Annotated in this window: 27 protein-coding genes and 1 other RNA gene; 15 read left to right on the top strand and 13 right to left on the bottom strand. The window is 41.0% G+C overall.

Annotation, left to right across the window (positions count from 1 at the left end):
- The first annotated feature begins 155 nt into the window (after nt 1-155).
- Nucleotides 156-1,109 (top strand): LysR family transcriptional regulator, encoded by a 954-nt coding sequence (locus C9J41_RS08950; protein ID WP_107206616.1) that lies wholly within the window; start codon nt 156-158, stop codon nt 1,107-1,109.
- Between the two features lie 47 nt (nt 1,110-1,156).
- Here the strand turns inward: C9J41_RS08950 and nqrM are convergent, their stop codons facing one another.
- From nqrM to C9J41_RS08965, 3 genes are all read right to left on the bottom strand, one after another.
- Nucleotides 1,157-1,357 carry a (Na+)-NQR maturation NqrM gene (gene nqrM / locus C9J41_RS08955; protein WP_005371409.1) on the bottom strand — a complete coding sequence of 67 codons (201 nt, stop codon included), beginning with the start codon at nt 1,355-1,357 and terminating at the stop codon, nt 1,157-1,159.
- Entirely contained in the window at nt 1,354-1,824 is a 471-nt protein-coding gene (locus C9J41_RS08960) for a NifB/NifX family molybdenum-iron cluster-binding protein (RefSeq protein ID WP_107287289.1), read from the bottom strand. Before C9J41_RS08960 ends, nqrM begins: the two co-directional genes overlap by 4 nt.
- 75 nt (nt 1,825-1,899) lie before the next feature.
- Entirely contained in the window at nt 1,900-2,190 is a 291-nt protein-coding gene (locus C9J41_RS08965; protein ID WP_107294477.1) for a DUF134 domain-containing protein, read from the bottom strand.
- Between the two features lie 444 nt (nt 2,191-2,634).
- On the opposite strand from C9J41_RS08965, the gene C9J41_RS08970 reads away from it, so the two are divergent.
- Nucleotides 2,635-2,844 carry a DUF1107 domain-containing protein gene (locus C9J41_RS08970; RefSeq protein ID WP_199187043.1) on the top strand — a complete coding sequence of 70 codons (210 nt, stop codon included), beginning with the start codon at nt 2,635-2,637 and terminating at the stop codon, nt 2,842-2,844.
- 48 nt (nt 2,845-2,892) lie between these two features.
- Here C9J41_RS08970 and gcvH read toward each other — a convergent pair whose 3' ends face one another.
- The 4 genes from gcvH to C9J41_RS08990 all read right to left on the bottom strand — a co-directional run bounded on the left by gcvH (nt 2,893) and on the right by C9J41_RS08990 (nt 6,485).
- On the bottom strand, nt 2,893-3,291 hold the full coding sequence (gene gcvH / locus C9J41_RS08975) for a glycine cleavage system protein GcvH (protein ID WP_107246374.1): 399 nt from the start codon (nt 3,289-3,291) through the stop codon (nt 2,893-2,895).
- A gap of 185 nt (nt 3,292-3,476) precedes the next feature.
- The gene (locus tag C9J41_RS08980; RefSeq protein WP_199187041.1) at nt 3,477-4,691 is read right to left on the bottom strand and encodes an FAD-dependent 2-octaprenylphenol hydroxylase; all 1,215 of its coding nucleotides are present in this window, start codon (nt 4,689-4,691) and stop codon (nt 3,477-3,479) included.
- A 2-nt stretch (nt 4,692-4,693) separates the two neighbouring features.
- Nucleotides 4,694-5,881: a 2-octaprenyl-6-methoxyphenyl hydroxylase gene (gene ubiH, locus C9J41_RS08985; protein ID WP_107246372.1), complete on the bottom strand. Its 1,188-nt coding sequence runs from the start codon at nt 5,879-5,881 to the stop codon at nt 4,694-4,696.
- Nucleotides 5,882-5,906: 25 nt separating this feature from the next.
- The gene (locus C9J41_RS08990; RefSeq protein WP_107206610.1) at nt 5,907-6,485 is read right to left on the bottom strand and encodes a YecA family protein; all 579 of its coding nucleotides are present in this window, start codon (nt 6,483-6,485) and stop codon (nt 5,907-5,909) included.
- A 390-nt stretch (nt 6,486-6,875) separates the two neighbouring features.
- Between C9J41_RS08990 and zapA the strand changes: the two genes are divergently transcribed.
- From zapA to serA, 5 genes are all read left to right on the top strand, one after another.
- On the top strand, nt 6,876-7,178 hold the full coding sequence (gene zapA / locus C9J41_RS08995; RefSeq protein ID WP_107206609.1) for a cell division protein ZapA: 303 nt from the start codon (nt 6,876-6,878) through the stop codon (nt 7,176-7,178).
- A gap of 7 nt (nt 7,179-7,185) precedes the next feature.
- Nucleotides 7,186-7,367, top strand: a non-coding RNA gene (ssrS, locus tag C9J41_RS09000) — 6S RNA.
- A 72-nt stretch (nt 7,368-7,439) separates the two neighbouring features.
- The gene (locus C9J41_RS09005; RefSeq protein ID WP_107246369.1) at nt 7,440-8,036 is read left to right on the top strand and encodes a 5-formyltetrahydrofolate cyclo-ligase; all 597 of its coding nucleotides are present in this window, start codon (nt 7,440-7,442) and stop codon (nt 8,034-8,036) included.
- A 217-nt stretch (nt 8,037-8,253) separates the two neighbouring features.
- Entirely contained in the window at nt 8,254-8,913 is a 660-nt protein-coding gene (gene rpiA, locus C9J41_RS09010) for a ribose-5-phosphate isomerase RpiA (RefSeq protein WP_107294478.1), read from the top strand.
- A 288-nt stretch (nt 8,914-9,201) separates the two neighbouring features.
- The gene (serA, locus tag C9J41_RS09015) at nt 9,202-10,431 is read left to right on the top strand and encodes a phosphoglycerate dehydrogenase (RefSeq protein WP_107206607.1); all 1,230 of its coding nucleotides are present in this window, start codon (nt 9,202-9,204) and stop codon (nt 10,429-10,431) included.
- Between the two features lie 75 nt (nt 10,432-10,506).
- On the opposite strand, the gene C9J41_RS09020 is transcribed toward serA, so the two are convergent.
- The 5 genes from C9J41_RS09020 to epd all read right to left on the bottom strand — a co-directional run bounded on the left by C9J41_RS09020 (nt 10,507) and on the right by epd (nt 16,178).
- A complete protein-coding gene (locus C9J41_RS09020; RefSeq protein WP_107206606.1) occupies nt 10,507-11,220 on the bottom strand; it encodes an oxidative stress defense protein in 714 nt (237 codons plus the stop codon).
- Nucleotides 11,221-11,437: 217 nt separating this feature from the next.
- Entirely contained in the window at nt 11,438-12,322 is an 885-nt protein-coding gene (mscS, locus tag C9J41_RS09025) for a small-conductance mechanosensitive channel MscS (protein WP_107206605.1), read from the bottom strand.
- Between the two features lie 309 nt (nt 12,323-12,631).
- The gene (gene fbaA / locus C9J41_RS09030; protein ID WP_105060950.1) at nt 12,632-13,708 is read right to left on the bottom strand and encodes a class II fructose-bisphosphate aldolase; all 1,077 of its coding nucleotides are present in this window, start codon (nt 13,706-13,708) and stop codon (nt 12,632-12,634) included.
- Nucleotides 13,709-13,869: 161 nt separating this feature from the next.
- On the bottom strand, nt 13,870-15,033 hold the full coding sequence (locus tag C9J41_RS09035) for a phosphoglycerate kinase (RefSeq protein ID WP_107206604.1): 1,164 nt from the start codon (nt 15,031-15,033) through the stop codon (nt 13,870-13,872).
- 98 nt (nt 15,034-15,131) lie between these two features.
- Nucleotides 15,132-16,178 carry an erythrose-4-phosphate dehydrogenase gene (epd, locus tag C9J41_RS09040; RefSeq protein WP_107206603.1) on the bottom strand — a complete coding sequence of 349 codons (1,047 nt, stop codon included), beginning with the start codon at nt 16,176-16,178 and terminating at the stop codon, nt 15,132-15,134.
- A gap of 365 nt (nt 16,179-16,543) precedes the next feature.
- Between epd and C9J41_RS09045 the strand changes: the two genes are divergently transcribed.
- From C9J41_RS09045 to ruvX, 8 genes are all read left to right on the top strand, one after another.
- Entirely contained in the window at nt 16,544-16,903 is a 360-nt protein-coding gene (locus C9J41_RS09045) for a DUF2333 family protein (RefSeq protein WP_233220404.1), read from the top strand.
- Between the two features lie 406 nt (nt 16,904-17,309).
- The gene (metK, locus tag C9J41_RS09050; protein ID WP_107206601.1) at nt 17,310-18,464 is read left to right on the top strand and encodes a methionine adenosyltransferase; all 1,155 of its coding nucleotides are present in this window, start codon (nt 17,310-17,312) and stop codon (nt 18,462-18,464) included.
- Between the two features lie 157 nt (nt 18,465-18,621).
- Nucleotides 18,622-19,107 (top strand): SprT family zinc-dependent metalloprotease, encoded by a 486-nt coding sequence (locus tag C9J41_RS09055; RefSeq protein WP_107206600.1) that lies wholly within the window; start codon nt 18,622-18,624, stop codon nt 19,105-19,107.
- Nucleotides 19,108-19,225: 118 nt separating this feature from the next.
- Nucleotides 19,226-19,999 carry an endonuclease gene (locus C9J41_RS09060; protein WP_107294479.1) on the top strand — a complete coding sequence of 258 codons (774 nt, stop codon included), beginning with the start codon at nt 19,226-19,228 and terminating at the stop codon, nt 19,997-19,999.
- 147 nt (nt 20,000-20,146) lie between these two features.
- Nucleotides 20,147-20,878 (top strand): 16S rRNA (uracil(1498)-N(3))-methyltransferase, encoded by a 732-nt coding sequence (rsmE, locus tag C9J41_RS09065; RefSeq protein WP_045084455.1) that lies wholly within the window; start codon nt 20,147-20,149, stop codon nt 20,876-20,878.
- A 21-nt stretch (nt 20,879-20,899) separates the two neighbouring features.
- Nucleotides 20,900-21,850: a glutathione synthase gene (gene gshB, locus C9J41_RS09070; protein WP_045084456.1), complete on the top strand. Its 951-nt coding sequence runs from the start codon at nt 20,900-20,902 to the stop codon at nt 21,848-21,850.
- 123 nt (nt 21,851-21,973) lie between these two features.
- Complete coding sequence (locus C9J41_RS09075) at nt 21,974-22,537, top strand: YqgE/AlgH family protein (RefSeq protein ID WP_107206597.1); 564 nt, start codon at nt 21,974-21,976, stop codon at nt 22,535-22,537.
- Nucleotides 22,534-22,965 carry a Holliday junction resolvase RuvX gene (gene ruvX / locus C9J41_RS09080; RefSeq protein ID WP_107206596.1) on the top strand — a complete coding sequence of 144 codons (432 nt, stop codon included), beginning with the start codon at nt 22,534-22,536 and terminating at the stop codon, nt 22,963-22,965. The genes C9J41_RS09075 and ruvX overlap by 4 nt, the downstream gene beginning before the upstream one ends.
- A 347-nt stretch (nt 22,966-23,312) precedes the next feature.
- Here the strand turns inward: ruvX and C9J41_RS09085 are convergent, their stop codons facing one another.
- Entirely contained in the window at nt 23,313-24,428 is a 1,116-nt protein-coding gene (locus tag C9J41_RS09085) for a PilT/PilU family type 4a pilus ATPase (RefSeq protein WP_107260179.1), read from the bottom strand.
- Nucleotides 24,429-24,433 lie beyond the last annotated feature (5 nt).

Genomic DNA, 24,433 nt, shown 5'->3' on the forward strand with positions numbered 1-24,433 from the left:
ATAATCGATATAAAACAAGGCGAACTCACAAGCTGTTTTTTATCAATTGCAATTTGTTTCATATTTTACTCTTGCAATTAGCACTCTTTGATACTCGCTCTTTTATTGTGCCAATTTCGCTTATTAATGTTATTTCTTACTAGGTATTCCACACTATGTCTGTTTCTCCTTCACATAAAAAAGATATCAACTGGCGTGGGGTTGATCTCAACCTACTGATCTCCTTTTCCGCTCTATTGGAAACACAAAGTGTTACGAAGGCAGCAAACAAACTTGCGATTGGACAATCTGCCATGAGTCATAATTTGTCTCGTTTAAGGCAACTCCTTGACGATCCTTTATTTGAACGTCAAGGACATAATATGATCCCAACACAAAAAGCGTTAGAGCTCTCGGTCACTGTCGAAAAAATTCTAAACTTAATCACTAGAGAGTTATTACAACCGAGCACATTTGAGCCAGAGCTGTTCACTGGAACGTTTAAAATAGGCCTAACCGACTACGCAGAGTTACTTTTCGCCCCCGCCATTTTTGATGCCATTCATACTTGCTCACCACATAGTCATCTCAGCTTCTTTAATGTTGATCGGCATAACTATCAAACCGTTTTTAATGATCAACGATTAGACTTGGTGATTGGCTCAATGACAAATATGGGCAAAGACATTAGTAGCCAATATTTATATACCGAAGATCATGTTTGTTTATTCGATAGCAAAGCAACCGGACTCAATGCCCCTATCACCATAGAACAATATAGTGCGCATCCGCATGCATTAGTTTCACCAGATGGACAACTCACTACCCAAGTTGATGAGCAACTAAAAAATCATGCCTTACAACGTCAAGTCGCGGTAGGTTCACGTAACTTTTTGACCATCCGCCATTTACTCAAAGGAAGGGATTTACTGTGTGTGGTTTCTCGCTTAATGGCACAATTAGATCTGTTTCATGATGATTTGACCCAATGCCCAACCCCTGTCGATATTGCAGATTTCGATATTCGTTTATTATGGCTACATCGCAATGGCACTCACCCTCGTAATGAGTGGCTACGTCAACGAGTTGCCAGTACGGTTATCGAACAGGTAAAACAACTCCAGCAATAATAACGGATAACAAAAAAGCAGAGTCATGCATACTCTGCTTTCTACGACTACTTACCCGATTGAGGTTCTTGAATTTGGTATAACTTGTGTTCGTCACAAGGTTCATCGCAGTTACATTCTTTATCAACACCCACGTTGGCTAAACCACCACAACTGCCTTTGATGGTACGTTGTTTTAAAAACCAACCTATCGCCATAGCAAAAATAACAAGCAGAAAAATACCTAGTGTTAACAGAAATGTGGTCACAACTTAAAACCTCCAATTTTTGTTAAACCGCTAACAGGCGATAATGATGACATCCCTACTTTAGCAACAGGCGCTTTCTTTTTAGTGCCGCAACCGCAGCCACATGCGCCTTTTTCACGCTTACAATCTCGACCTTGCTCTGCCGATGTTAACGCTTCTTTTACTGCGCTACCTGATAACACATCAGCCAATGTTGTGCGTGGTGCAACTCGACTAACATGAAAGCCTGCATGTAATAATCGAGCCAGTGAACGCTGACCAATATTACCTAAGACTATTTCAGACACGCCATACTCAACCAGTTGACTTTGGATTATTTTTTTATGCTTACAGCCTAGTTCGCGACTACCTGTATTTTCAATTCTAGCCACTTGCTGTCCTTGTTGATCGTAAATAACAAAAACAGCCGCTTTACCAAAGTGCCCTGCAACCTGCTCACGGGGTGTTAACGCAATCGCCATTGCCATAATTTTTCCTCACTCACTTAACCGAGCGCTCACAACGAATATGATCGCTTTTATCACTTATCAAAATAAAAGCGTTCATGGTGTTGGGATATAACCGTCAAGTTCTAACGCCAACCCTTGAACTAACACTTGCGCCACTTTTTTTCGTCCCGATGCCACTATATTGCCTAATGTTTGACGAGAGACACCGAGTTGCTTTGCCGCTTCTAGCTGTTGCAAACCTTGCATATCAACTAACCGAAGTGCTTCTAATTCATCGCTATCTAAACGTAATGACACGAGTTCTTTCATCGGTACGCCATTGGGCTTAAAGCAACTGTACGCAGGACGACATCCTATTCGACGTTCAATCTTAGGCCTAGCCATAGTTCACCTTATCCATCTAACTATGGTGAATTATTAGCGTATGCCAAAAACATTACTTTGATCTAGATACGTAACAAGCAATAAAAATTTTTCTTATCTAAACACATTGATGATTTATAAATTCACAAAATAAAATCCCAATATAACGGCTTTAAAAAACAATGAAGATGAAAGTACCATGCGCGGATATTGTAGCGAAGAGAAGATAACAGGCGTGAAGATGACGCGAACGACCTTAAAAAAATAGAATCTATTTATTTTATTCGACAATACCAAAAACCTTAAAATCAGAACAATTGTCTGGATTTTTATTTATTTGCTAATTAATAAGTTAGATAGTTACATATAGGAAACAGCATATGCTAATTATGTCACAGAAGTGTCATGCACAAACTGCTATACTTAGCGCCGTCAATAGCCAGGAAGGTTGGAGTTAGCAGTATTATGCGGATGTTTAAACGCTACTTACCAAAATTAATCGCCAAACATATCAGTCGCTTATTTAGTGGTCGCCTCTACATTGACGGACGCGGTGGGTACCATTTTGAAAATGGTTTACTACTGGTTCCTATCAAAGCAAAGAAACGTCATTACGATACCGTGAATGAGGTGAATTTAGAAGTAAGACGCTTACGTGAAACCTATGAAGCTTAAACACTATTGCTAACGATAAAGCCCATATCAAAATGGGCTTTTTTGATCTTACAGCTCTTCATCTTCAACAATAATGGTGGCGTAGTCTTCCGCCATTAATAAATCATTCAGTTCGTTATCATCATTCACCCTAATCTGAAATAACCAACCGTCACCATAAGGATCACTATTGACGAGCTCTGGCGCCGAATCTAATTCATCGTTAATAGCAATCACAACACCAGACAAGGGGGCATAAATATCTGAGGACGCTTTTACCGATTCAGCCATCGCACACTCTTCCCCCACATCTGTGGACGATTCAATGTCAGGTAATTCAATATAAACCATATCCCCAAGCAATGATTGAGCATGGTCGGTAATACCAATAGTATAAATCCCATCACCTTCAGAACGAATCCATTCATGGCTATGGGTATATTGTAATTCAAGAGGAACGTAACTCATTTTCACATCCTTATAAAAGTAGCGGGAATCGTTAAAACACTACTGTCACCATGTCAGATCTATATAAATTAACGCACATTATTTATCTCTGATATTTACTGTAGGTGAAAAAATCCATTTTGTTAGTCACGAAAAACAAAAAAGTCACCATCAGGTGACTTTTTCAACATTCAGTAACACGCATGTTATTTTTCGTAGCGAGCAAGCTCTGGTAATTCACCACTCAAACCTAACGCTTTACGCATAAACTCGTCTTTCACACCTGGTGCTTTATCTGCTACTAACATGCCGATGTCACGGAATAGTTTTTTCGCTGGATTTGAACCTGAAAACAGATCTTTAAACCCTTGCATCGCAGTGATCATCTTCGCCGCTTCAGCCTTACGCCAACGTTCATATTGACGTAAATGCGCCTGTTTACCAATGTCTTTATCTGCTAGCCATAATGCTTTTAGCTCTTGTGCCAAAGCCGCTGCATCAAGCAAACCAAGGTTTACTCCCTGTCCAGCCAAGGGGTGAATAGTATGTGCAGCATCACCGACTAACGCGACCCGTTCACGAACGAAATCACGCGCATAACGCATACGCAGTGGAAATGCTTGACGCTCACCTTCGACGCGACATAAACCTAAGCGATTATCAAATGCAGTCGTTAGATGCTGATTAAACAACTCATCCGACATATCACATAATTGTTTAGCTTCTTCTGGCGGTACAGACCACACAATAGAGCATAAATCAGGTTCAGATAACGGTAAAAAGGCTAACGGCCCTTGTGGCCGAAAAATTTGTCGTGCCACTTTCATGTGTGGCTCTTGGCTACGAATATTGGCCACAATGGCACTATGACCATAGTCCCAATGGGTTAATGGAATATCGAGTTGCTGACGTACCCAAGAGTTTGCCCCATCAGCACCAACAACCAACTTCGCCGTCAGATGTTTACCAGAGGCTAATGTTAGCCAGGCTTCTGATTCACCAAACGCGATGTTTTCACAGCGCTCTGGCGCTAATAAAGTCACATTACTAAGCTGCTTTACACGATCTAATAAGGCAAGCTGAATAACTCGATTTTCAACAATATGCCCCAGATCAGGCTGCGCTAATCGCTGTGCATCAAAATGGATTTGAGCAAAGCTATCTTGCTCCCATACCGTCATTTCCGAATATGGGCTCATACGACGACTTGCAATCCCTTCCCATACGCCTAAGCGACGGAAAATACGTTCACTGGCACGGCTTAATGCCGATACACGTAAATCAGGTAATGACTGCAATTGAGGATCGGGTAAATGTCCTTCAATAACGGCAACTCGAAGTTCAGTTTCAGCCAATGCTGCCGCTAACGTTAGCCCCACCATTCCGCCGCCAATAATCGCGACATCAACACTTTGCATCATAGCTATCGTTCTACCTGTCCCATAGCACGACGCAATAGCGGTGCTTTTAATGTGTTTGAAAGATTCATTGTAACCAAACCGATATTTCGTCCAGCTGTCAGCAATGGATTATCATTAGCAAATAAGTTTACCAATCCTGTTGTCATCATAATGGTATTTTGACGATCAGGCATACGGCGTTCACGATAACGTCCTAACACCTCAGGTAAACCTATATCGTTACCCTGTTGACGACCTGAAACGATCTCTTCTGCAAGTGTCACTACATCTCGAATACCGAGGTTAAATCCTTGTCCTGCGATAGGATGTAATGTTTGTGCCGCATTACCAATCACGGCAAAACGATGCGATACAAGCGAGTTTGATTGACGAAGTAACAATGGATAGCATGAGCGTTTACCCGTTTGGACTAACGCACCTAAACGCCACCCAAACGCGTGTTGCAACTTGGCAAGAAATTCTGCGTCAGATAAATCCATGATCACTTGTTGTTGCTCTGGTGGTACACACCATACTAAAGAGCTTCGCCCTTGAGACATTGGCAGTAAGGCAACCGGACCATGTTCTGTAAAGCGTTCAAATGCTTGATTATAATGAGGCTCAGAGGTTGTAATATTGGCAATAATAGCAGTTTGTTCAAAATCATAGTCTGAGCGACCAAGCTTCACCAACTGACAGCAATGAGAAATAGCCCCATCAGCAGCCACCAGCAATGACGCCTGTATGCGTTCACCGTTATCAAGCTCAATAGTTGCGTTATCTACGCTGCGCTCAATTTGCTTAACACTGGCAGGACAATATAGATCAATATTTTCTAGCTGCTGCAGTTTATGATGAAAAACTTCACCAGCATCTGCAAGTTCAATCACATAACCTAGCGCATCAACCGCCTGCTCTTGTGATGAAATTCGGACCATGCCTGCATGACCACGATCTGAAACATGAATATCGTTTATCGGTGTTGCAACATCACGCAAGGCTGACCACATACCAATGTTATCCAGTAAACGGGTCGTGCCATACGATAACGCGATACTTCTTGCATCATAACCCGGATGAGTATCAAACTCAGGCATCACAGCTTCAACCACTGCAACACGTAATGAGTGACGACTCAATACATCTAATGCGATAGCAAGACTCGCTCCTGCCATTGCACCACCAGCAATTACAACATCATAGTGCTTCACTATTTATCCCTTCACAAAACAACGTTTAGTGTAACGTTGGTTTTTCCTCTGTATCTTCAGCAACAGGACGCTGACCTAATTCAGAGTGACAACTCAATACACACATACGAACATGCTCAACAACTTGTTCAAATAAGGCTGCTTGTTCTTCTATATCGTCATCTTCATCAATACCTAACTGAGCGATCTCTTGAAGATCAGCTAAAGCTTCAGTGACAGCTTCAGATAATTGGTTCTTTTGGAGATCCATCAGTCCTAAACCAGAAATAAAGCTAGTAACCCATTCCGTTAATGCATCTGCTCGCATCATTAATGGCTCATCATCATCTGGCATCAGTAATGAAAACTCAAAGCCACCACTAAACAGCTCATTCGCTGTTGTCGTAAACAAAGAGCGGATCATTATTTTAGCGCCGTCGGTTAATGGCTCACCTTCGTTGGCATAATCACTAACAGGTCCAACCCAGCTTTCATCATCAATCGCTAAACCACCGCAAATCATGCCACTTAATAAACCATGTAATTCAGCAGGTGCCGCTGCAAGCCCTTGCTCTTTTAAGGCAGATTCAACAGCTTGGTATGTAGGTAGGGTTATTTCACTCATGGTTTATTACCTTTATTTTTAGATCAAACAACGAACAAAGCGCTCTATTGTTACTTTCACATTGCTATATCCACTTGATTTAAATAATTCAAATCAAGCAAACACCAATAATTACATTTTTACTGAATTTCTAAAGCAGAAATAACAATGGGTCAGTAACCGCCTGTGTTATGCTAACACTTAAGCTCTGTTCGGCAAATCATAACGCCGAGCATAACGTTCAATAGTTAACCACCCATCAATTTGGTGTGATTAATATCTGTTTAGTTAGAAGCTATTGAGCACAAAGTGAAGTATAGCCGCTTGCATGTTGTAACCGCTTTTCCTATGATTTGGCGACAAGCAAAAGCGGAATGAATACCCATTAGGCATGGAGCAAACCGAAGATTTATGAGTACTCAGGCTGTAGAAATTCAAGTATTCGGCAGAAATATCAAAGTTAATTGCCCAACTGGTCAAGAGGATGCACTTCGTGCTGCCGCTTCTGATTTTGACCAACGCTTGAAAGATATGTCAGAGCGCACTAAAGTATCCAATGTAGAGCAACTGTTACTCTTTACAGGGCTTAACATCTGCAACGAGTTACATGCAGAGCGACTAGAACATAACGGAAGCGCTGGCGTTTTATCCAATAAGATCAGTGCACTAGAAGAAAAATTAGATAAAGCATTGCAAAATTATCCAAAGCGTTGATAATGAATTAACCCTGGGGTGTGCGTCAGTGAATGAACGTCCCCGAGCCGATAAGCAAATACCCAGGATCTGCTTTTATTAGCTATTGAGCATGCTCAGCTCGACTGAGAAGCCTACGGTTAATGTTGCCGATCCACCTTGAACGTCTGGTTCAAGGGCATTATTTCGCAACGGCACCTTGGGGAACTCCTCTGTTTTACTTCCCATTTCATTAACATATTCATACAATTTAGCAAAATCCCAACTCAAGGATTGAGCCAAATGACACCACAGCTTGTAACCCCACGACAAAAAATCAGACAACAGATCCGCATACAGCGACAACAACTTCTTCCAGAACAACAAAGGCACGCTAGCCTACAATTACTTAAACAAATTAAGCAATGCCAACAATTTCTGGCGAGTCAACATATTGCGCTTTATTTGACCAATGACGGTGAAATCAGCACTCACCCCATTATCGACTGGTTATGGCAAAACGGAAAATCTGTTTATCTACCAGTGTTGCATCCTTTTAGCAAAGGACACTTGTTATTTCTTCACTACACCTCGAACACCCCTATGCGTAAAAATCGCTATCAAATTTCAGAGCCCGTTCTCGATGTGCGAGCAGTCAAACCTGTGAATGAATTAGATATTATTTGCACCCCATTGGTGGCTTTTGATAACTCCGGGCAACGCTTAGGTATGGGAGGGGGCTACTATGATCGCACTCTTAGTCAGTGGCATCAGCATAAACAAGGCCCTTACCCGCTAGGGTTAGCCCATGATTGCCAACATGTAGAACAATTACCAAGTGAACAATGGGATGTGCCGTTACCTAAAATCATTACCCCGTCAAAGATCTATTGTTGGTAACAATACAAATGCGAGCATCAAATCCCCCTATTGAAGCAATCGTTTACTTTAGTTTCAATGAAAATGGATAATCTAACTAATTGTTATAAATAACCTTATGTTTTTATTTCTTATTTTGCATTGTGATTGTTCATAATCGCACTGACGAACGATTTCCAATTCGTTATAATTAGCATCAACGCTTACTCGGCGTATTAGTCATAACGAGGAGAATGGCATGACACAAGATGAAATGAAAAAAGCAGCAGGTTGGGCAGCACTTGAATACGTACAGAAAGGAACAATTGTAGGTGTAGGTACTGGCTCTACGGTTAATCACTTCATCGATGCCTTAGCAACTCGCAAAGAAGAAATTAAAGGTGCTGTTTCAAGTTCAGTCGCTTCAACTGAACGTCTTGAACAACTAGGCATTACTGTATTTGATGCAAATGAAGTTGCTTCACTTGATATTTATGTCGATGGTGCTGATGAAATTAACGCAGACTACGACATGATTAAAGGCGGCGGTGCAGCGCTTACTCGTGAAAAAATCGTGGCTGCAATTGCGAAAAAATTTATCTGTATCGTTGATGATACCAAGCAAGTTGACGTATTGGGTCAATTCCCGCTTCCAGTTGAAGTGATCCCTATGGGGCGCTCTTTCATTGGCCGTGAGTTAGTAAAACTTGGTGGCGATCCTGCTTACCGTGAAGGCGTTGTGACCGATAACGGTAATATGATCCTTGATGTCTACAACATGAAGATCACCGATCCTAAAGCAATGGAAGATAAGATCAACGCCCTACCCGGTGTTGTAACTGTTGGTCTATTTGCTCACCGGGGCGCTGATGTATTATTGGTTGGCTCAGCTGACGGTGTAAAAAAATTCGAGAAATAACATACAATGATCGCGTTTTATTCGAAATGATCAAACGCTATTGATCCCATTATAAATGTTATTTCCTTTCAAAACGGCATAGCTTATTGATTCTAATTCTAGCTTATGCCGTTTTTTATTATCTTTTTTGTAATATTCTTACCCATAGTGGCTATTTTTTGATACTTTATTAATAAGCTATTAGCAAACGTTTAACCATTTCGCTACTGTGGCTGTAAAGAAGACATTTCACCACCTGACATTTCTTTGTTTTACATTCAGTTAGCTGCGTTTTTAAGGATGAGAACCATGGCCAAAGTTTCACTCAATAAAGATAAAATTAAAATTCTATTATTAGAAGGACTACACCCTTCATCTCTAGAAGTGCTAAAACAAGCAGGTTACACCAACATTGAGTACCACAAAGGATCACTTGCTGGTGAAGAGCTACTAGAAGCGGTAAAAGATGCCCACTTCATTGGTATTCGCTCTCGTACACAATTAACACCTGAAGTTTTTGCTGCAGCGAAAAAACTTACCGCTGTTGGTTGTTTCTGTATTGGTACTAACCAAGTTGATTTAGATGAAGCTATGCGTCGCGGTATCCCCGTTTTCAACGCACCATTTTCAAATACCCGTAGTGTTGCTGAGCTTGTTTTAGGTGAACTGCTTCTTCTTTTACGTGGCATTCCAGAAAAGAACGCTAAAGCGCATCGTGGCGAATGGATAAAATCTGCAGACAACTCATTTGAAGCGCGTGGTAAAACCCTAGGTATTATCGGCTACGGTCATATTGGTACTCAACTTGGTATCTTGGCTGAAAACCTCGGAATGCGCGTTTGTTTTTACGATATTGAAAGTAAATTAACCTTAGGTAATGCAACACAAGTCGCATCGTTAAGTGAGCTTTTAAATAAATCCGATGTGATTTCACTGCACGTACCAGAAACACCAGAGACACAAAACATTATGGGTGCTGAAGAATTTGCACGCATGAAGCCAGGTTCTATCTTTATTAACGCAGCTCGTGGTACCGTCGTGGATATTGATGCGCTTTGTAGTGCGTTAGAAAGCAAACATATTGCAGGCGCAGCTATCGATGTATTCCCTGTTGAACCGAAAACCAATAACGACCCATTTGAATCCCCTCTACTGCAATTTGATAACGTTATTTTGACGCCTCACATCGGAGGCTCAACCCAAGAAGCACAAGAAAACATTGGTATTGAAGTGGCAGGTAAACTAGTGAAATACTCAGATAATGGTTCAACGTTATCTGCTGTTGGCTTCCCTGAGGTATCACTCCCTGAGCACCGTGGTTGTTCTCGTCTACTCCATATTCACGAAAACCGCCCAGGTATTTTAAACCAAATCACAACAATTTTTGCTTCAGAAGGTATCAATATCGCTGCTCAGTTCTTACAAACAGGCGCTGAAATTGGTTATGTCGTCATTGATGTTGAAACTGAACGTTCAAAAGAAGCACTAGCAAAACTGAAAACAATCGAAGGTACTATTCGTGCGCGTATTCTTCACTAATTACAGCGTGAATAAATAGTAAAAAGGAGAGCATCAGCTCTCCTTTTTTATTCCATCAACTAACAGCAATTACGATTATTTGGCTAACTTGAAAATCACGTTCACACTATCAGAGATAACAATGTTATTCTCACTGTAGCTTTGGTTAACCGCTGCGGAGTCTTGCATCGCACTACCGACATAATTAGCCATTCGATACGGCATTGGACGAGAAGCCGTGTTGTAATCAATCTGCCATACACCTTCAACTTTATCACCAAAGCCTTTCGCTAAAGATGCAGCCACTTCTTTGGCATTGGTAATCGCAGCTTGGCGTGCTTCTTCTTGGTATTTCTTCTGATCTTTTACTTTCAACGTAATGTTGTTGATCTGATTAATACCATCACCTAATGCACCATCAAGGTAAGTATTAAGATTCTCTAATTTGTATACCGTTACAACCACATTACGGGTTGCTTTAAAGCCTGTGAACTCTGGTGCTTGATCTTTCGGATAACGGTACTGTGCAGAAAGAGAAATATTGGCACTATTAATATTTTTACGTTCAACACCCGCTTTGGTTAAACGCTCAATAAACTTAGTCACAGCCTGATCTGCAGCTTGCTTTGCACCTGAAGCTGTTGGTTGTGTCGCAACCACATCCACAGAGAATACTGCCATATCAGGCTTCACCACGACTTCACCGCGCCCTGTTGTTTCTAAATGAGGAAATGATAGATCAGCGGCAACAGCGCCTGTAGAGATAAGTGCACTGGTACTTAATAATATAGCTAATAGGTGTTTTTTCATTATCAATCCTCGCTAACAAAGAGTTATTTTTATTTATCGTAGTCATAAGATAAATAATCTATCAACTTTGACCCCAAAAAAATGAAATCTATCCCTTATTAGATTATTTATTTTGAACATCGTTCCTTTATGATTAATTAATGACTATTTCTATTTTCTGTAGATAAAAAAATGGAGCCAATTAGGCTCCATTTCTATTCGTTATGCTTTAAATAAATTAAGCATCAACTTTATTTAGGTGAACATCCATTTGTGGGAATGGGATTTCGATACCTTCTTTATCAAGCTCTTCTTTAATTGCTTGGTTAAGATCGAAGTATACCGCCCAGTAATCAGGCGTATTAACCCATGGACGTACCACAAAGTTCACTGAAGAGTCAGCAAGTGCAACAACACCAATTGTTGGCTCTGGATCTTTAAGAACACGCTCATCAGCAGTTACAACACGCTTAAGTACTTCTTTGGTTTTTTGAAGATCAGCGCTGTAAGAAACACCAATGACAAGATCAATACGACGTGTCGCATTACGAGAATAGTTTGTAATTGGGTTACCAATGATAGATGAGTTTGGTACGACTACTGTTTTGTTGTCAGGCGTACGTAGCTCAGTAGAGAAAATCTGGATAGATTCTACAGCACCAGACACACCGGCTACTTCTACGAAGTCGCCAGATTTGAATGGACGGAAAGCAACAATCAGAACACCTGCAGCAAAGTTCGATAGAGAGCCTTGAAGGGCAAGACCAACCGCAAGACCCGCGGCACCGATCACTGCTACCACTGAAGCAGTTTGAACGCCAATACGGCTTAGTGCAGCAATTAATACGATAACAAATAGTAGGTAACGAACTAAGCCGTGAATAAATTCAACAACCGCGTTATCCATATCTTTTTTACGTAATACTTTAGCAACTGCGCCAGCAACGGCTTTTACGATCATATTACCGACAAACAGGATTAGCAGTGCTGATACAAGATTTACTGCGTATTGGATCAAAAGATCCTGGTTATTACTCAGCCAGTTTCCAGCGTGTAACACACCATTAGTTAATGTGTTATCAGAAATTTTTTCGACAACCTTGTCTGTAACGCTCTCAGTCATTTGAAGTGCTCTCTCTTATGTTTACTTAAAATAAATCTATAGCGTAAGTCGTAGATAGCGTGATTATTCTAGGAGTTACGCCATTAGAACTGTCTTTCCGTTTGTCTATCTCATCGCGAAAAAACACACTACGGAATATTGATACCAATTATTCCTGTTTTTATTAGTAAATAGCTACTAAAAAAAATGATGTTTACATAAATTAACTTAAATATCACTAAACAACAATTTAAGTACAATCCATTATGAAATACAAAAAAAAAGCCCGCCAAAAGCGGGCTTTTCACTTTTTATATGGCTGAAGTTCGATTAAAGAACATCAACTGCGTTTAGATCAGCGAAAGCTTTTTCTAGACGCTCAACCATTGATACTTGACCTGCACGTAGCCATACGCGTGGATCGTAGTATTTCTTGTTAGGCGCTGATTCACCAGTTGGGTTACCGATTTGACCTTGTAGGTAATCGTGGTTTTCAGCTTCGTAGCGACGAATACCATCCCAACAAGCCCACTGTGTATCTGTATCGATGTTCATTTTGATAACACCGTAACCGATAGACTCTTGGATTTCAGCTTCAGAAGAACCTGAACCACCGTGGAATACGAAATCTAGAGAGTTAGTTGGAAGACCAAACTTCTCTGAAACGTATGCTTGAGAATCACGTAGGATAGTTGGAGTTAATACAACGTTACCTGCTTGGTAAACACCGTGTACGTTACCGAAAGAAGCAGCGATAGTGAAACGTGGGCTAACAGCGCTTAGTTTCTCGTATGCATATGCAACGTCTTCTGGAGAAGTGTAAAGCTCAGATGCGTCCATGTGAGAGTTATCAACGCCGTCTTCTTCACCACCAGTACAACCTAGTTCGATTTCTAGTGTCATGTCCATCTTAGCCATACGCGCAAGGTACTTAGCTGAGATTTCGATGTTCTCTTCTAGCGACTCTTCAGAAAGGTCGATCATGTGAGAAGAGAATAGAGGCTTACCAGTTTGAGCGAAGAACTCTTCACCCGCGTCTAGTAGACCGTCGATCCAAGGAAGCAGTTTCTTAGCAGCGTGGTCAGTGTGAAGAATTACAGGAACACCGTAAGACTCAGCAACAGCGTGAACATATTTAGCACCAGCGATAGCGCCAAGGATTTGTGGACCTTGACCTTCTAGTTTAAGACCTTTACCGCCAAAGAATGCAGCACCGCCGTTAGAGAACTGAACGATAACTGGAGACTTAACTTTAGCTGCCGCTTCTAGTACAGCGTTAACAGAATCTGTACCGATACAGTTAACAGCTGGAAGTGCGAAGTTGTTTTCTTTAGCTACTGCGAATACTTTCTGAACGTCGTCGCCAGAAATAACACCAGGTTTTACAAAATCAAAGATCTTAGACATAACAATAGTCCTATTATTTACTTTGTTGTCTGTGGAAAAATTCTTGTGCAAACGTTTGCGATTGCTTGCTATTCTACTGAAAGTTGATAGCTATCACAAACATTTAAACGTGGAAGCAACACTCATATTTAGCGTAAATTCGGCTCCCACGCCCAAAATAATTATGCTTTAGCGCGAGACTCTAGCATTTCAACTGCTGGTAATTTCTTACCTTCAACGAACTCAAGGAACGCACCGCCACCTGTTGAGATGTAAGATACTTTATCTTTGATGCCGTACTTATCGATAGCCGCTAGTGTGTCACCACCACCCGCTACAGAGAAACCTGCAGATTCTGCGATTGCATTCGCAACAACTTCGGTACCTTTACCAAATTGCTCGATTTCGAATACGCCTACAGGGCCGTTCCAAAGAATCGTTTTCGCATTCATGATGATGTCAGCAAGCGCTTGTGCTGAATCAGGACCTAGGTCAAGAACCATGTCGTCAGCTGCGATGTCTGATGCTGATTTAACTGTTGCTTCAGCGGTGTCAGAGAACTCTTTAGCACATACAACATCCGTTGCTACTGGGATGTCAGTGCTTGCCATTAGCGCTTTAGCCGTTGGGATTAGGTCTGCTTCGTATAGAGACTTACCTACATCGTTGCCTTCAGCCGCGATGAATGTGTTAGCAATACCACCACCAACAACAATTTGGTCAGCAATTTTAGATAGTGACTCAAGTACAGTTAGCTTAGTTGATACTTTTGAACCACCAACAATAGCAACCATTGGACGCGCTGGGTTGTCCATTGCTTTGCCTAATGCTTCTAGCTCGCCTGCTAGTAAAGGGCCAGCACATGCAACTGGTGCAAACATACCCACACCGTAAGTTGATGCTTGTGCACGGTGAGCGGTACCAAATGCATCCATCACGAATACGTCACAAAGTGCAGCGTATTGCTTAGATAGTTCGTCTTCGTTTTTCTTCTCGCCCTTGTTGAAACGTACGTTCTCAAGAACAACAAGCTCGCCTGCATTTAGCTCAAGACCATTTAGGTAATCTTTTGCTAATTTAACGTCACAATCTAGTGCGTCGTTTAAGTAGTTAACTACAGGCTGTAGAGAGAATTCTTCTGCGTATTCGCCTTCCGTTGGACGACCTAGGTGAGAAGTAACCATTACTTTAGCGCCTGCTTCTAGGCAACGCTTAATTGTAGGTAGAGATGCAATGATACGTGCATCTGAAGTTACTTTACCGTCTTTTACTGGCACATTTAGGTCAGCACGAATAAATACACGCTTACCAGCTAGATCCAGATCAGTCATCTTGATTACAGACATGTTTTGTCCTCTCAAACATTATTAAAAATAAAAGTTCATAAAATTGACAGCCTGTCGTCATTAATGTTCCAACGCCAAGCCCAGTAATTCTTACTATTTTACTTTTCAGCATCCGTATTTTCGGTTGCATGCATTGCTAACGCTGTATCCAACATACGATTAGCAAAGCCCCATTCATTGTCACACCACACCAACAATTTAATTAAATGCTGGTTGCTTACCCTAGTTTGGCTGCCATCAACGATTGCACTATGGGGATCGTGATTAAAGTCAATCGACACTAAAGGCGCTTCTGTGTAATCCACAATACCACTTAATGTACAACGAGACGTATTTTTTAATGATTGATTTACGTCATTAACTTTCACATTTGTTTTAACTGTGACACTCAAATCCATAGCAGTGACATTTATTGTGGGCACTCTCACAGAAATCGCTTCAAATTTGTCGGAAAACTTCGGAAATATACGACCAATTCCAAGGTGTAGCTTAGTATCAACAGGAATAATTGACTGACTTGCTGCGCGCGTTCGGCGTAAATCAGGATGATAAGCATCAATGACTTGTTGATCATTCATAGCGGAATGAATGGTCGTAATAGTGCCTGATTCAATACCAAACTGATCATCTAAGATTTTAATAATGGGGACAATACAGTTGGTCGTACATGAACCATTGGAAACAATGCGGTGCTGAGATGTTAATTGTTGATGATTAACACCATAGATAACGGTGCAATCAATATCTTTGCTAGCAGGATGGGAAAATAATACTTTTTTAGCGCCTGATGCGATATGCGCTAAACCGTCATCACGAGAACCAAACTTACCAGTACAATCTAAAACAATATCGACATCAAGATCATGCCAAGGCAATAGTTTTAGATCAGGTTGGTGGAGGATACGAATTTGATCTTGGCGACCATTTTCATGGGCAATAAGAAGATGCTCCTGATCATGACTGACAGGATTTTTGAAACGCCCATGGCTAGAATCGTATTGAAGTAGATGAGCCATTGCTTCCAGCTCTGCTAATTCGTTAACAGCCACGACGTTAATCTGATGATGTTTGTCGCTTTCATACAATGCGCGAAGCACACTGCGACCAATGCGACCGAATCCATTTATTGCGACTTTTAGTGTCATATCCGTGCTACAAAAATACTAAGCTGCGTTAGTGTATACCAAGCTAGATACAGAATCACCATAATTGTGACATCTCTCACCAAGCAGACTTAATCTCTAATAGAACCAAATAGATAGTCTCTCCACTCATCAATATTTTCGCGTATATCCTCTACTTTAACCTTAAAATATCACTGATTTATAGGCTTAAAACAGCGAAAAATCACGTATTAAAAAGTCACTATTTGTTCATTCAGCGTCTTTTTCTACGCATTAATAAACGGCGTTTAAGATTAGGATTGGCATTAACAAACCTTCACTTTTTTACATATAGCTAATAGATAAATGAAAAAAAGTTCATATTAAGCAATTCCAAAGAGGTGGTTATGTCGAAAGTAAAAGTCATTATTGGCGCAGTATTTTTCACCGTCGTACTTTACTTTTTGTCTGTTTATTGGTCATTTGAACCAGATACATTTAATCCAGACAGTTATGCGGCAGAGCAAGCCAAGCTCAATCAACAAACTTTAACGACTGGGTATGAGACCACCACAACGCTGATTCATATTTCAGAATTACTGATTAATAAGCAAGGTGGGTTCCTTACTAACGATAAATTACCACCCAGCTTATTAATGGATAACATGCCAGCATGGGAAACGGGGGTATTAACGCAAGTACGAGATATGGCACTGGTACTAAAAGATAATAAATTCTTGTCATATTATAGATACCGCAATCTATAACTAAATCCACCAGCATACGAAGCGGACTTTATAGCCGATTAAATATTGCTTGTACTCAGGTATATAAAGTCTGTTTATCGTTATTTTTAATAAAAGAAACTTTATATAGTCAATTTGTGATTACATTTTTGAGTTAAAAAAGGCCACAGTGTAAACATTTAAGATAAATATAATTATTTATCAGTACGTTAGATGAAAACTATGTCTATCAACCACCACAATAGAGCTATTCAATTTTTTTATACAATAAGAAACCCTAGTTTTCATATTGTTGATTTTATCTGTTCTCGATGTATTATAGACGTCTAGACGGAAGTAGCTCTATACATACAAACGTACATATAGCTATATAACAGCGTTATAAACGCTACCGTGCGACTAAATTCAAAAGAAAGTGAGACTACCGATGGCAAAACATTTATTCACTTCTGAGTCGGTATCAGAAGGTCATCCAGATAAAATTGCAGATCAAATTTCAGATGCTGTATTGGATGCAATTATTGAACAAGATCCTAAAGCGCGTGTAGCTTGTGAAACTTACGTAAAAACCGGCATGGTAATGGTTGGTGGTGAGATCACCACATCTGCTTGGGTTGATATTGAAGAGCTAACACGTGAAACCGTACGTGAAATCGGTTATGTCCATTCAGATATGGGCTTTGATGCAAACTCTTGTGCAGTAATGAACACCATCGGTAAACAGTCTCCTGATATCAACCAAGGTGTTGATAAAACCGATCCAAAAGAACAAGGTGCTGGTGACCAAGGTATCATGTTTGGTTACGCAACCAATGAAACTGAAGTCTTCATGCCTGCGCCAATCACTTACTCTCACCGCTTAGTTCAGCGTCAAGCTGAAGTACGTAAGAACGGCACGCTTCCTTGGTTACGTCCTGATGCAAAATCTCAGGTAACGTTCGCTTACGATCAAGGTAAAATTGTTGGTATTGATGCGGTTGTTCTATCAACTCAGCACAGTGATTCAATTTCAACGTCTGATCTACGTGAAGCAGTAATGGAAGAAATCATCAAACCAGTACTGCCTGCGGAATGGTTAAATAAAGAGACAAAATTCTTTATCAACCCAACCGGTCGTTTCGTTATCGGTGGCCCAATGGGTGACTGTGGTTTGACTGGTCGTAAGATCATCGTCGATACCTACGGCGGTGCTGCACGTCACGGTGGTGGTGCTTTCTCTGGTAAAGATCCATCAAAAGTTGACCGCTCTGCAGCATATGCAGCACGTTATGTAGCAAAAAATATCGTCGCAGCTGGCATGGCAGATCGTTGTGAAATCCAACTTTCTTACGCTATTGGTATAGCCGATCCTACATCTATCATGGTGGAAACATTTGGTACTGAAAAAGTAGCACATGAGATCATCATTGAAGCTGTACGCCAACACTTCGACCTACGCCCATATGGCCTACAAGAAATGCTAGATCTTCTACAACCAATCTATAAGAAGACTGCAGCTTACGGTCACTTTGGTCGTGAAGAGTTCCCTTGGGAAAAAACAGACAAAGTAGCTGCACTTCGCGATTTCGCAAACATTAAGTAATACACTTAATCGTGCACAAAAAAAAAGGACGCTTAGGCGTCCTTTTTTATTACTTGCCGTTTATCTATGTGCAATAAAAACACCTTGCTTCCCTACTCTCGCCAGCGCGTTATCTTCGGTGTATAGTGCCGATCTCAATAACCAAGAACGAGTAACAATGAATTCACTGCAACAACAAGTTATCAAACGTGTCGAACACGCCATCAAAACCGCCAATCAACGCCTTAATAAACGTTTAAAAATGCCGACGGTGACTTTTACCCAACGAGGGAAAATTGCGGGAAGTGCACGCTTACAAAGCTGGGAAGTCCGTTTTAACCCAGTTTTACTCAATGAAAACGCAGACGCTTTTCTAAACGAAGTTGTTCCACACGAAGTGGCACATTTAATTGTGTTTAAACTGTTTGGCCGGGTAAAACCGCATGGTAGAGAGTGGCAATTGATCATGCGAGAAGTGTTTCAAGTAGCACCAAGAACAACACATCGCTTTGATGTCAGCTCAGTCTCAGGTGACACTTATCTCTATAAATGTAGCTGTAGCGAATATCCGTTAACTATTCGCCGGCACAACCGTATTTTACGTGGACAAGCCAACTACCATTGTCGCCGATGCCGTGAAGTTTTGGTGTATTCGCCTCAGTAGCGTACGATTCTGTATGAAAATAATCAAAAAGCACAGTTACAAATAATTGCGACACACTTCTCAAAGAGAAAAATATCAGTAAGCTAGTGATACGATAAATAATTAATGAACTACATTCATGACACGTATCTCAAGCTGTTTTGCTATTGCCCTACTATTACCTGTTACCGCATTTGCGACCTCTTATAAGCCAAGCGAACTTGGCAACACGACTAATCCCTCTTTCAGCAAAGCAAAAAAAATCATGCAAACGGAAATTTATATTTCTCCTCAAGACATGAAAACCATTTACTGTGGTGCTGATTTCAACAATAAAAAATACGTGACATTACCCTCCGGTTTTTCTACTGAAGTGTATAAAAAACGCGTTAAACGCTGGGAAGCGGAGCATGTTGTTCCAGCCGAGAACTTTGGTCGTGCTTTTAGTGAATGGCGTGAAGGTGCTGCCGTTTGTGTTGATAGTAAAGGAAAAGCCTTTAAAGGCCGTAAATGTGCTGAAAAAGCCAATAACGAATACCGCTTAATGCAATCCGACCTTTATAATTTATACCCTGCCATTGGCGCCGTTAATGCTGCAAGGCAAAACTATAATTATGTAATGCTGCCTAAAACCAACAGCAAGAATTATCGTTCATTTGGTAGTTGCGACATGATCATTGATAAAAAGGATCATGATGCTCAACCGCCCGAGCGTGCTCGTGGTGTGATTGCTCGTACTTATATGTACTTTGAAGCCGTATACCCAAAATATAAAATGAGTCGTCAACAACGCCAATTAATGAATAGTTGGGATAAACAGTACCCTGTATCTAAATGGGAATGTGAGCGTGCCGCTAAAATTGAAAAAATCCAAGGTAACGTTAACCCTATTCTTGCGAGACGTTGTTCATAACAGCATCTTTTACTTACACGCACTTTAGCGTTCAAAAACGCGTTATGTGTAAATAACGCGTTTTATTTAACCTCGAATAATTGGCGAACAGAGCATCCATGTTAAGATTCGTCATTACTCTTTTTTTATTGCATAGATGACCGCATTATGAGAATTCCACGTATTTATCATCCAGAATCTTTACCTTCCCACGGCAAGGTAATGCTCAGTGACGATGCTGCTAACCATGTTGGTCGCGTTATGCGTATGCAAGTAGGCCAAGAGCTATTAATGTTTGACGGCAGTAATGCAGAGTTTCCCGCCGTGATCACCAACGCAAGTAAAAAAAGCGTTGAAGTAGAGATCCAATCTCGGGTTGAACACAGTATTGAATCCCCACTAGATATCCATTTAGGTCAGGTGATTTCACGTGGTGATAAAATGGAATTCACCATTCAAAAATCCGTCGAGTTAGGGGTGAATACCATTACACCACTAATTTCAGAGCGTTGTGGCGTTAAATTAAATGCTGAACGTTTTGAAAAAAAACTCGAACAATGGCAAAAAATCGCCATTGCAGCTTGTGAGCAATGTGGTCGTAATGTTGTCCCTACTATTCGCCCAGTGATGAAACTGGAACAATGGTGTGCTGAAGAATATGATGGTCTAAAGCTCAACTTACACCCTCGCGCTAATTATTCGATAAACACGCTTCCAACACCAGTCACTAATGTTCGTTTATTGATTGGCCCTGAAGGCGGTTTATCTGCTGATGAAATCAGCATGACAGAACAATATAAATTTGATGAAATTTTGCTGGGGCCTCGCGTACTTCGTACCGAAACCACCGCAATGACAGCCATCACCGCACTGCAAGTACGCTTCGGTGATTTAGGCTAAATTAGAGATTAGGAGAACACAATGATCAAACTGGGTATCGTGATGGACCCTATCGAGTCTATCAATATCAAGAAAGATTCTAGCTTTGCTATGATGTTAGAAGCTCAGCGTCGCGGCTGGGAAATTCATTACATGGAAATGAATGATCTATCTTTAGAGCAAGGTAAAGCGATTGCCCGTACGCGTGTCGTCACAGTACAACAAGATCCTGATCACTGGTTTGATTTTCACAGCGAGCAAGAAATTGAATTATCAGATCTTGATGCTGTACTAATGCGAAAAGATCCTCCTTTCGATACTGAATACATTTACGCGACTTACATCCTTGAGCGTGCCGAAGATAATGGCGCTCTGATTGTAAACAAGCCACAAAGCCTACGTGACTGTAATGAAAAGCTGTTTACGGCATGGTTCCCTGAGCTAACACCAACCACTATTGTTACTCGTCGCGCCGAGAAACTAAAAGCCTTCCACCAAGAGCACGGTGATGTGATCTTAAAGCCACTTGATGGTATGGGTGGTTCGTCAATTTTCCGTGTAATGAAAGGCGATCCTAACGTATCGGTTATCATTGAAACGCTAACTAATATGGGCCAAAACTACTGCATGGCACAAACCTTTGTTCCTGATATTAGTAATGGTGATAAGCGTATCTTAGTGGTTGATGGCGAGCCTATGCCTTACTGCCTAGCACGTATTCCTGCTAAAGGGGAAACTCGCGGTAACTTAGCTGCTGGCGGACGTGGTGAAGCGCGTCCAATCAGTGAAACTGATCGTAAGATCGCAGAAACCGTTGCGCCAGTTCTAAAAGAAAAAGGCCTCATTTTTGTTGGACTTGATGTGATTGGTGACAAGCTAACGGAAATTAATGTGACTAGCCCAACCTGTATCCGCGAGATTGAAGCGGCTTTTGATATCTCAATTACAGGTAAATTAATGGATGCTATCGAACGTCGAGTAAACGCGAAGTAATATCGCTTTACTGACAATCATCAACCATACTCAAATTAAGAATGCAGCGGCAATGTCGCTGCTTTTTTACCTATCAGTAACGAGTGAACGCTCGCTGATTTGTATCAAACTCTGGTGTTGTAGATGAATTTGACCAACCACTTTTTAGTGGCGATGCCCACTATGCAAGATCCTCAATTTAAGCAAAGTGTTATTTATCTTTGTGAGCATAATAATGAAGGCGCAATGGGGATCATTATTAACCAACCTATCGATATTTCTATTGCTGATATGTTGGAGCAAATAGAAGTTGAGAGAAAGCTACCTGTTGCCGATCCTATTAGCTTAGAATCACTGGTACTTAATGGTGGACCCGTTTCTGAAGATCGTGGTTTTGTACTTCACACCACGAAAGGTGAATATAGCTCAAGTTTACCTGTGAATAACGAATTAGCCGTGACCACCTCACTGGATATTTTATCTGAGCTGGGTACTGCGCAAGCGCCAAACCAATTTCTGGTCGCGCTAGGTTATGCCGGATGGGATGCGGGGCAATTAGAGCAAGAACTGGTTGATAACAATTGGCTCACCATTGAAGCAGATGACACCATTATTTTTTCCACTCCTATCGACGAACGTTGGCATAAAGCAATTGAAAAACTTGGCTTTACACCAGCAAACCTTTCTTTAGACATAGGTCACGCATGAGTCAATCTCGCAGTGTATTAGGTTTTGATTACGGCACCAAAAGTATTGGTGTTGCTATTGGTCAAGAGCTGACAGGAACCGCTACTCCCCTTGCCGCTTTAAAAGCCAAAGATGGCATCCCCAATTGGGATGATATTGAAAAGATTTTAAAAGAATGGCTACCTGATTTAGTCGTTGTAGGATTACCTTTAGACCTTGAAGGTAAAGAGCTTGAAAGCATTACACCACGGGCGAAAAAATTTGCTAATCGCTTACATGGTCGTTTTGGTTGCCAAGTTGAACTACACGATGAACGTTTAAGTACTGTTGAAGCAAAAGCAGAACTGTTTGAGCGTGGTGGTTATCGCTCATTAAGTAAAGGTAATATCGACTCACAATCTGCTGTCGTTATTTTAGAAAGCTGGTTTGAACGTCAATACAGCGCTTAATATTACAAGTTTCTGAAACAAAAAAGACAAGTGCTGTTGAGGTACTTGTCTTTTTTATTATCTAAAATCTAACAATTGTCGAACCTTGTACAGCTTTTTTCTTATTGATCATCATAAAGCTAAACACGATCAAAACCTGTACTAAGATCCTCCTTCAAGGCCTTGCTGTTTCTTGTTTGTACAGCTTGTACAGCTTTTGTACCTCTTGAACTCAAAAGCTGTTCCGACAATTATCACTAAAATAATTTAAATGATTTTCAATAGGTTAAAATAAAACTCAAATAAAGCATTAAATATAAGTAACTAGTTTATGATGATCCTAATGCGTTAGGATCATCACAAGCATATTACTGAAGATCTAATTTCACCCCAGATAGCGTACTGGTACTGTTTGACGTTTTATTATTAGGATCACCCACTTTAATCATTAAGCGAAGATCATTCGGTGAATCAGCGTGGTGCAGTGCATCTTGCTCGGTGATTTTCCCATCTCGAAATAATGCATATAACGATTGATCAAACGTCACCATTCCAGCCTGATTTGATTTTGCCATCACATCTTTAATTTCATGTAACTCACCGCGACGGATCAAATCAGCGACACGTGGCGTATTGAGCAGCAGTTCATAAACACCATGTCGTCCAACACCATTGGCATCAGGGATCAACTGTTGCGCTAAAATACATTTTAAGTTTAACGACAAATCAAACAAAAACTGCTCACGTCGCTCTTTTGGTACAAGATGAAGAATACGCTCAAGTGCTTGGTTGGCGTTATTCGCGTGTAGTGTTGCCATACACAAGTGCCCTGTTTCGGCAAACGTCATCGCATATTCCATCGTCTCACGACTTCGGATCTCGCCGATCAAGATCATATCTGGAGCTTGACGCAGTGAGTTTTTCAATGCCACTTCATAACTGGCAGTATCAAGCCCAACCTCACGCTGAGTTATGATGCATTTATTATGTTCATGGATAAACTCAATCGGATCTTCAACCGTTAAAATATGGCCACTGCGATTTTGATTTCTAAACCCCGTCATTGCCGCCATTGATGTCGACTTACCCGAGCCTGTCGCCCCAACCACCAGTACTAAACCACGTTTAGCCAGTGCTAATCTTTCCATATCCAGCGGTAGGTTAAGCTCATGAATATTCGGTATCTTGGTTTCGATTCGACGGACCACAATACCGGGTAATTCACGTTGCCAAAATGCACTTAATCGAAAACGACAACCATTACGGACAATCGCAAAATTGGCCTCACGGGTCGCAACAAATTCTTTATATTGCTCATCGTCCATCGCTTCGTGGAACAACGAATCCACTGCTGCGCGATCAAGTAATTCGCCAAGATGATGTAAGTTGCCATCGACTTTCAGTAAGCATGCTGAGCCGACGGTGATATATAAATCCGACGCTTTACGCTCAACCATTTGCGCTAATATACTATCTAAATTCATCTCTT

The sequence above is a fragment of the Photobacterium sp. GB-50 genome, from assembly GCF_003026755.1.
Classification (GTDB): domain Bacteria; phylum Pseudomonadota; class Gammaproteobacteria; order Enterobacterales; family Vibrionaceae; genus Photobacterium.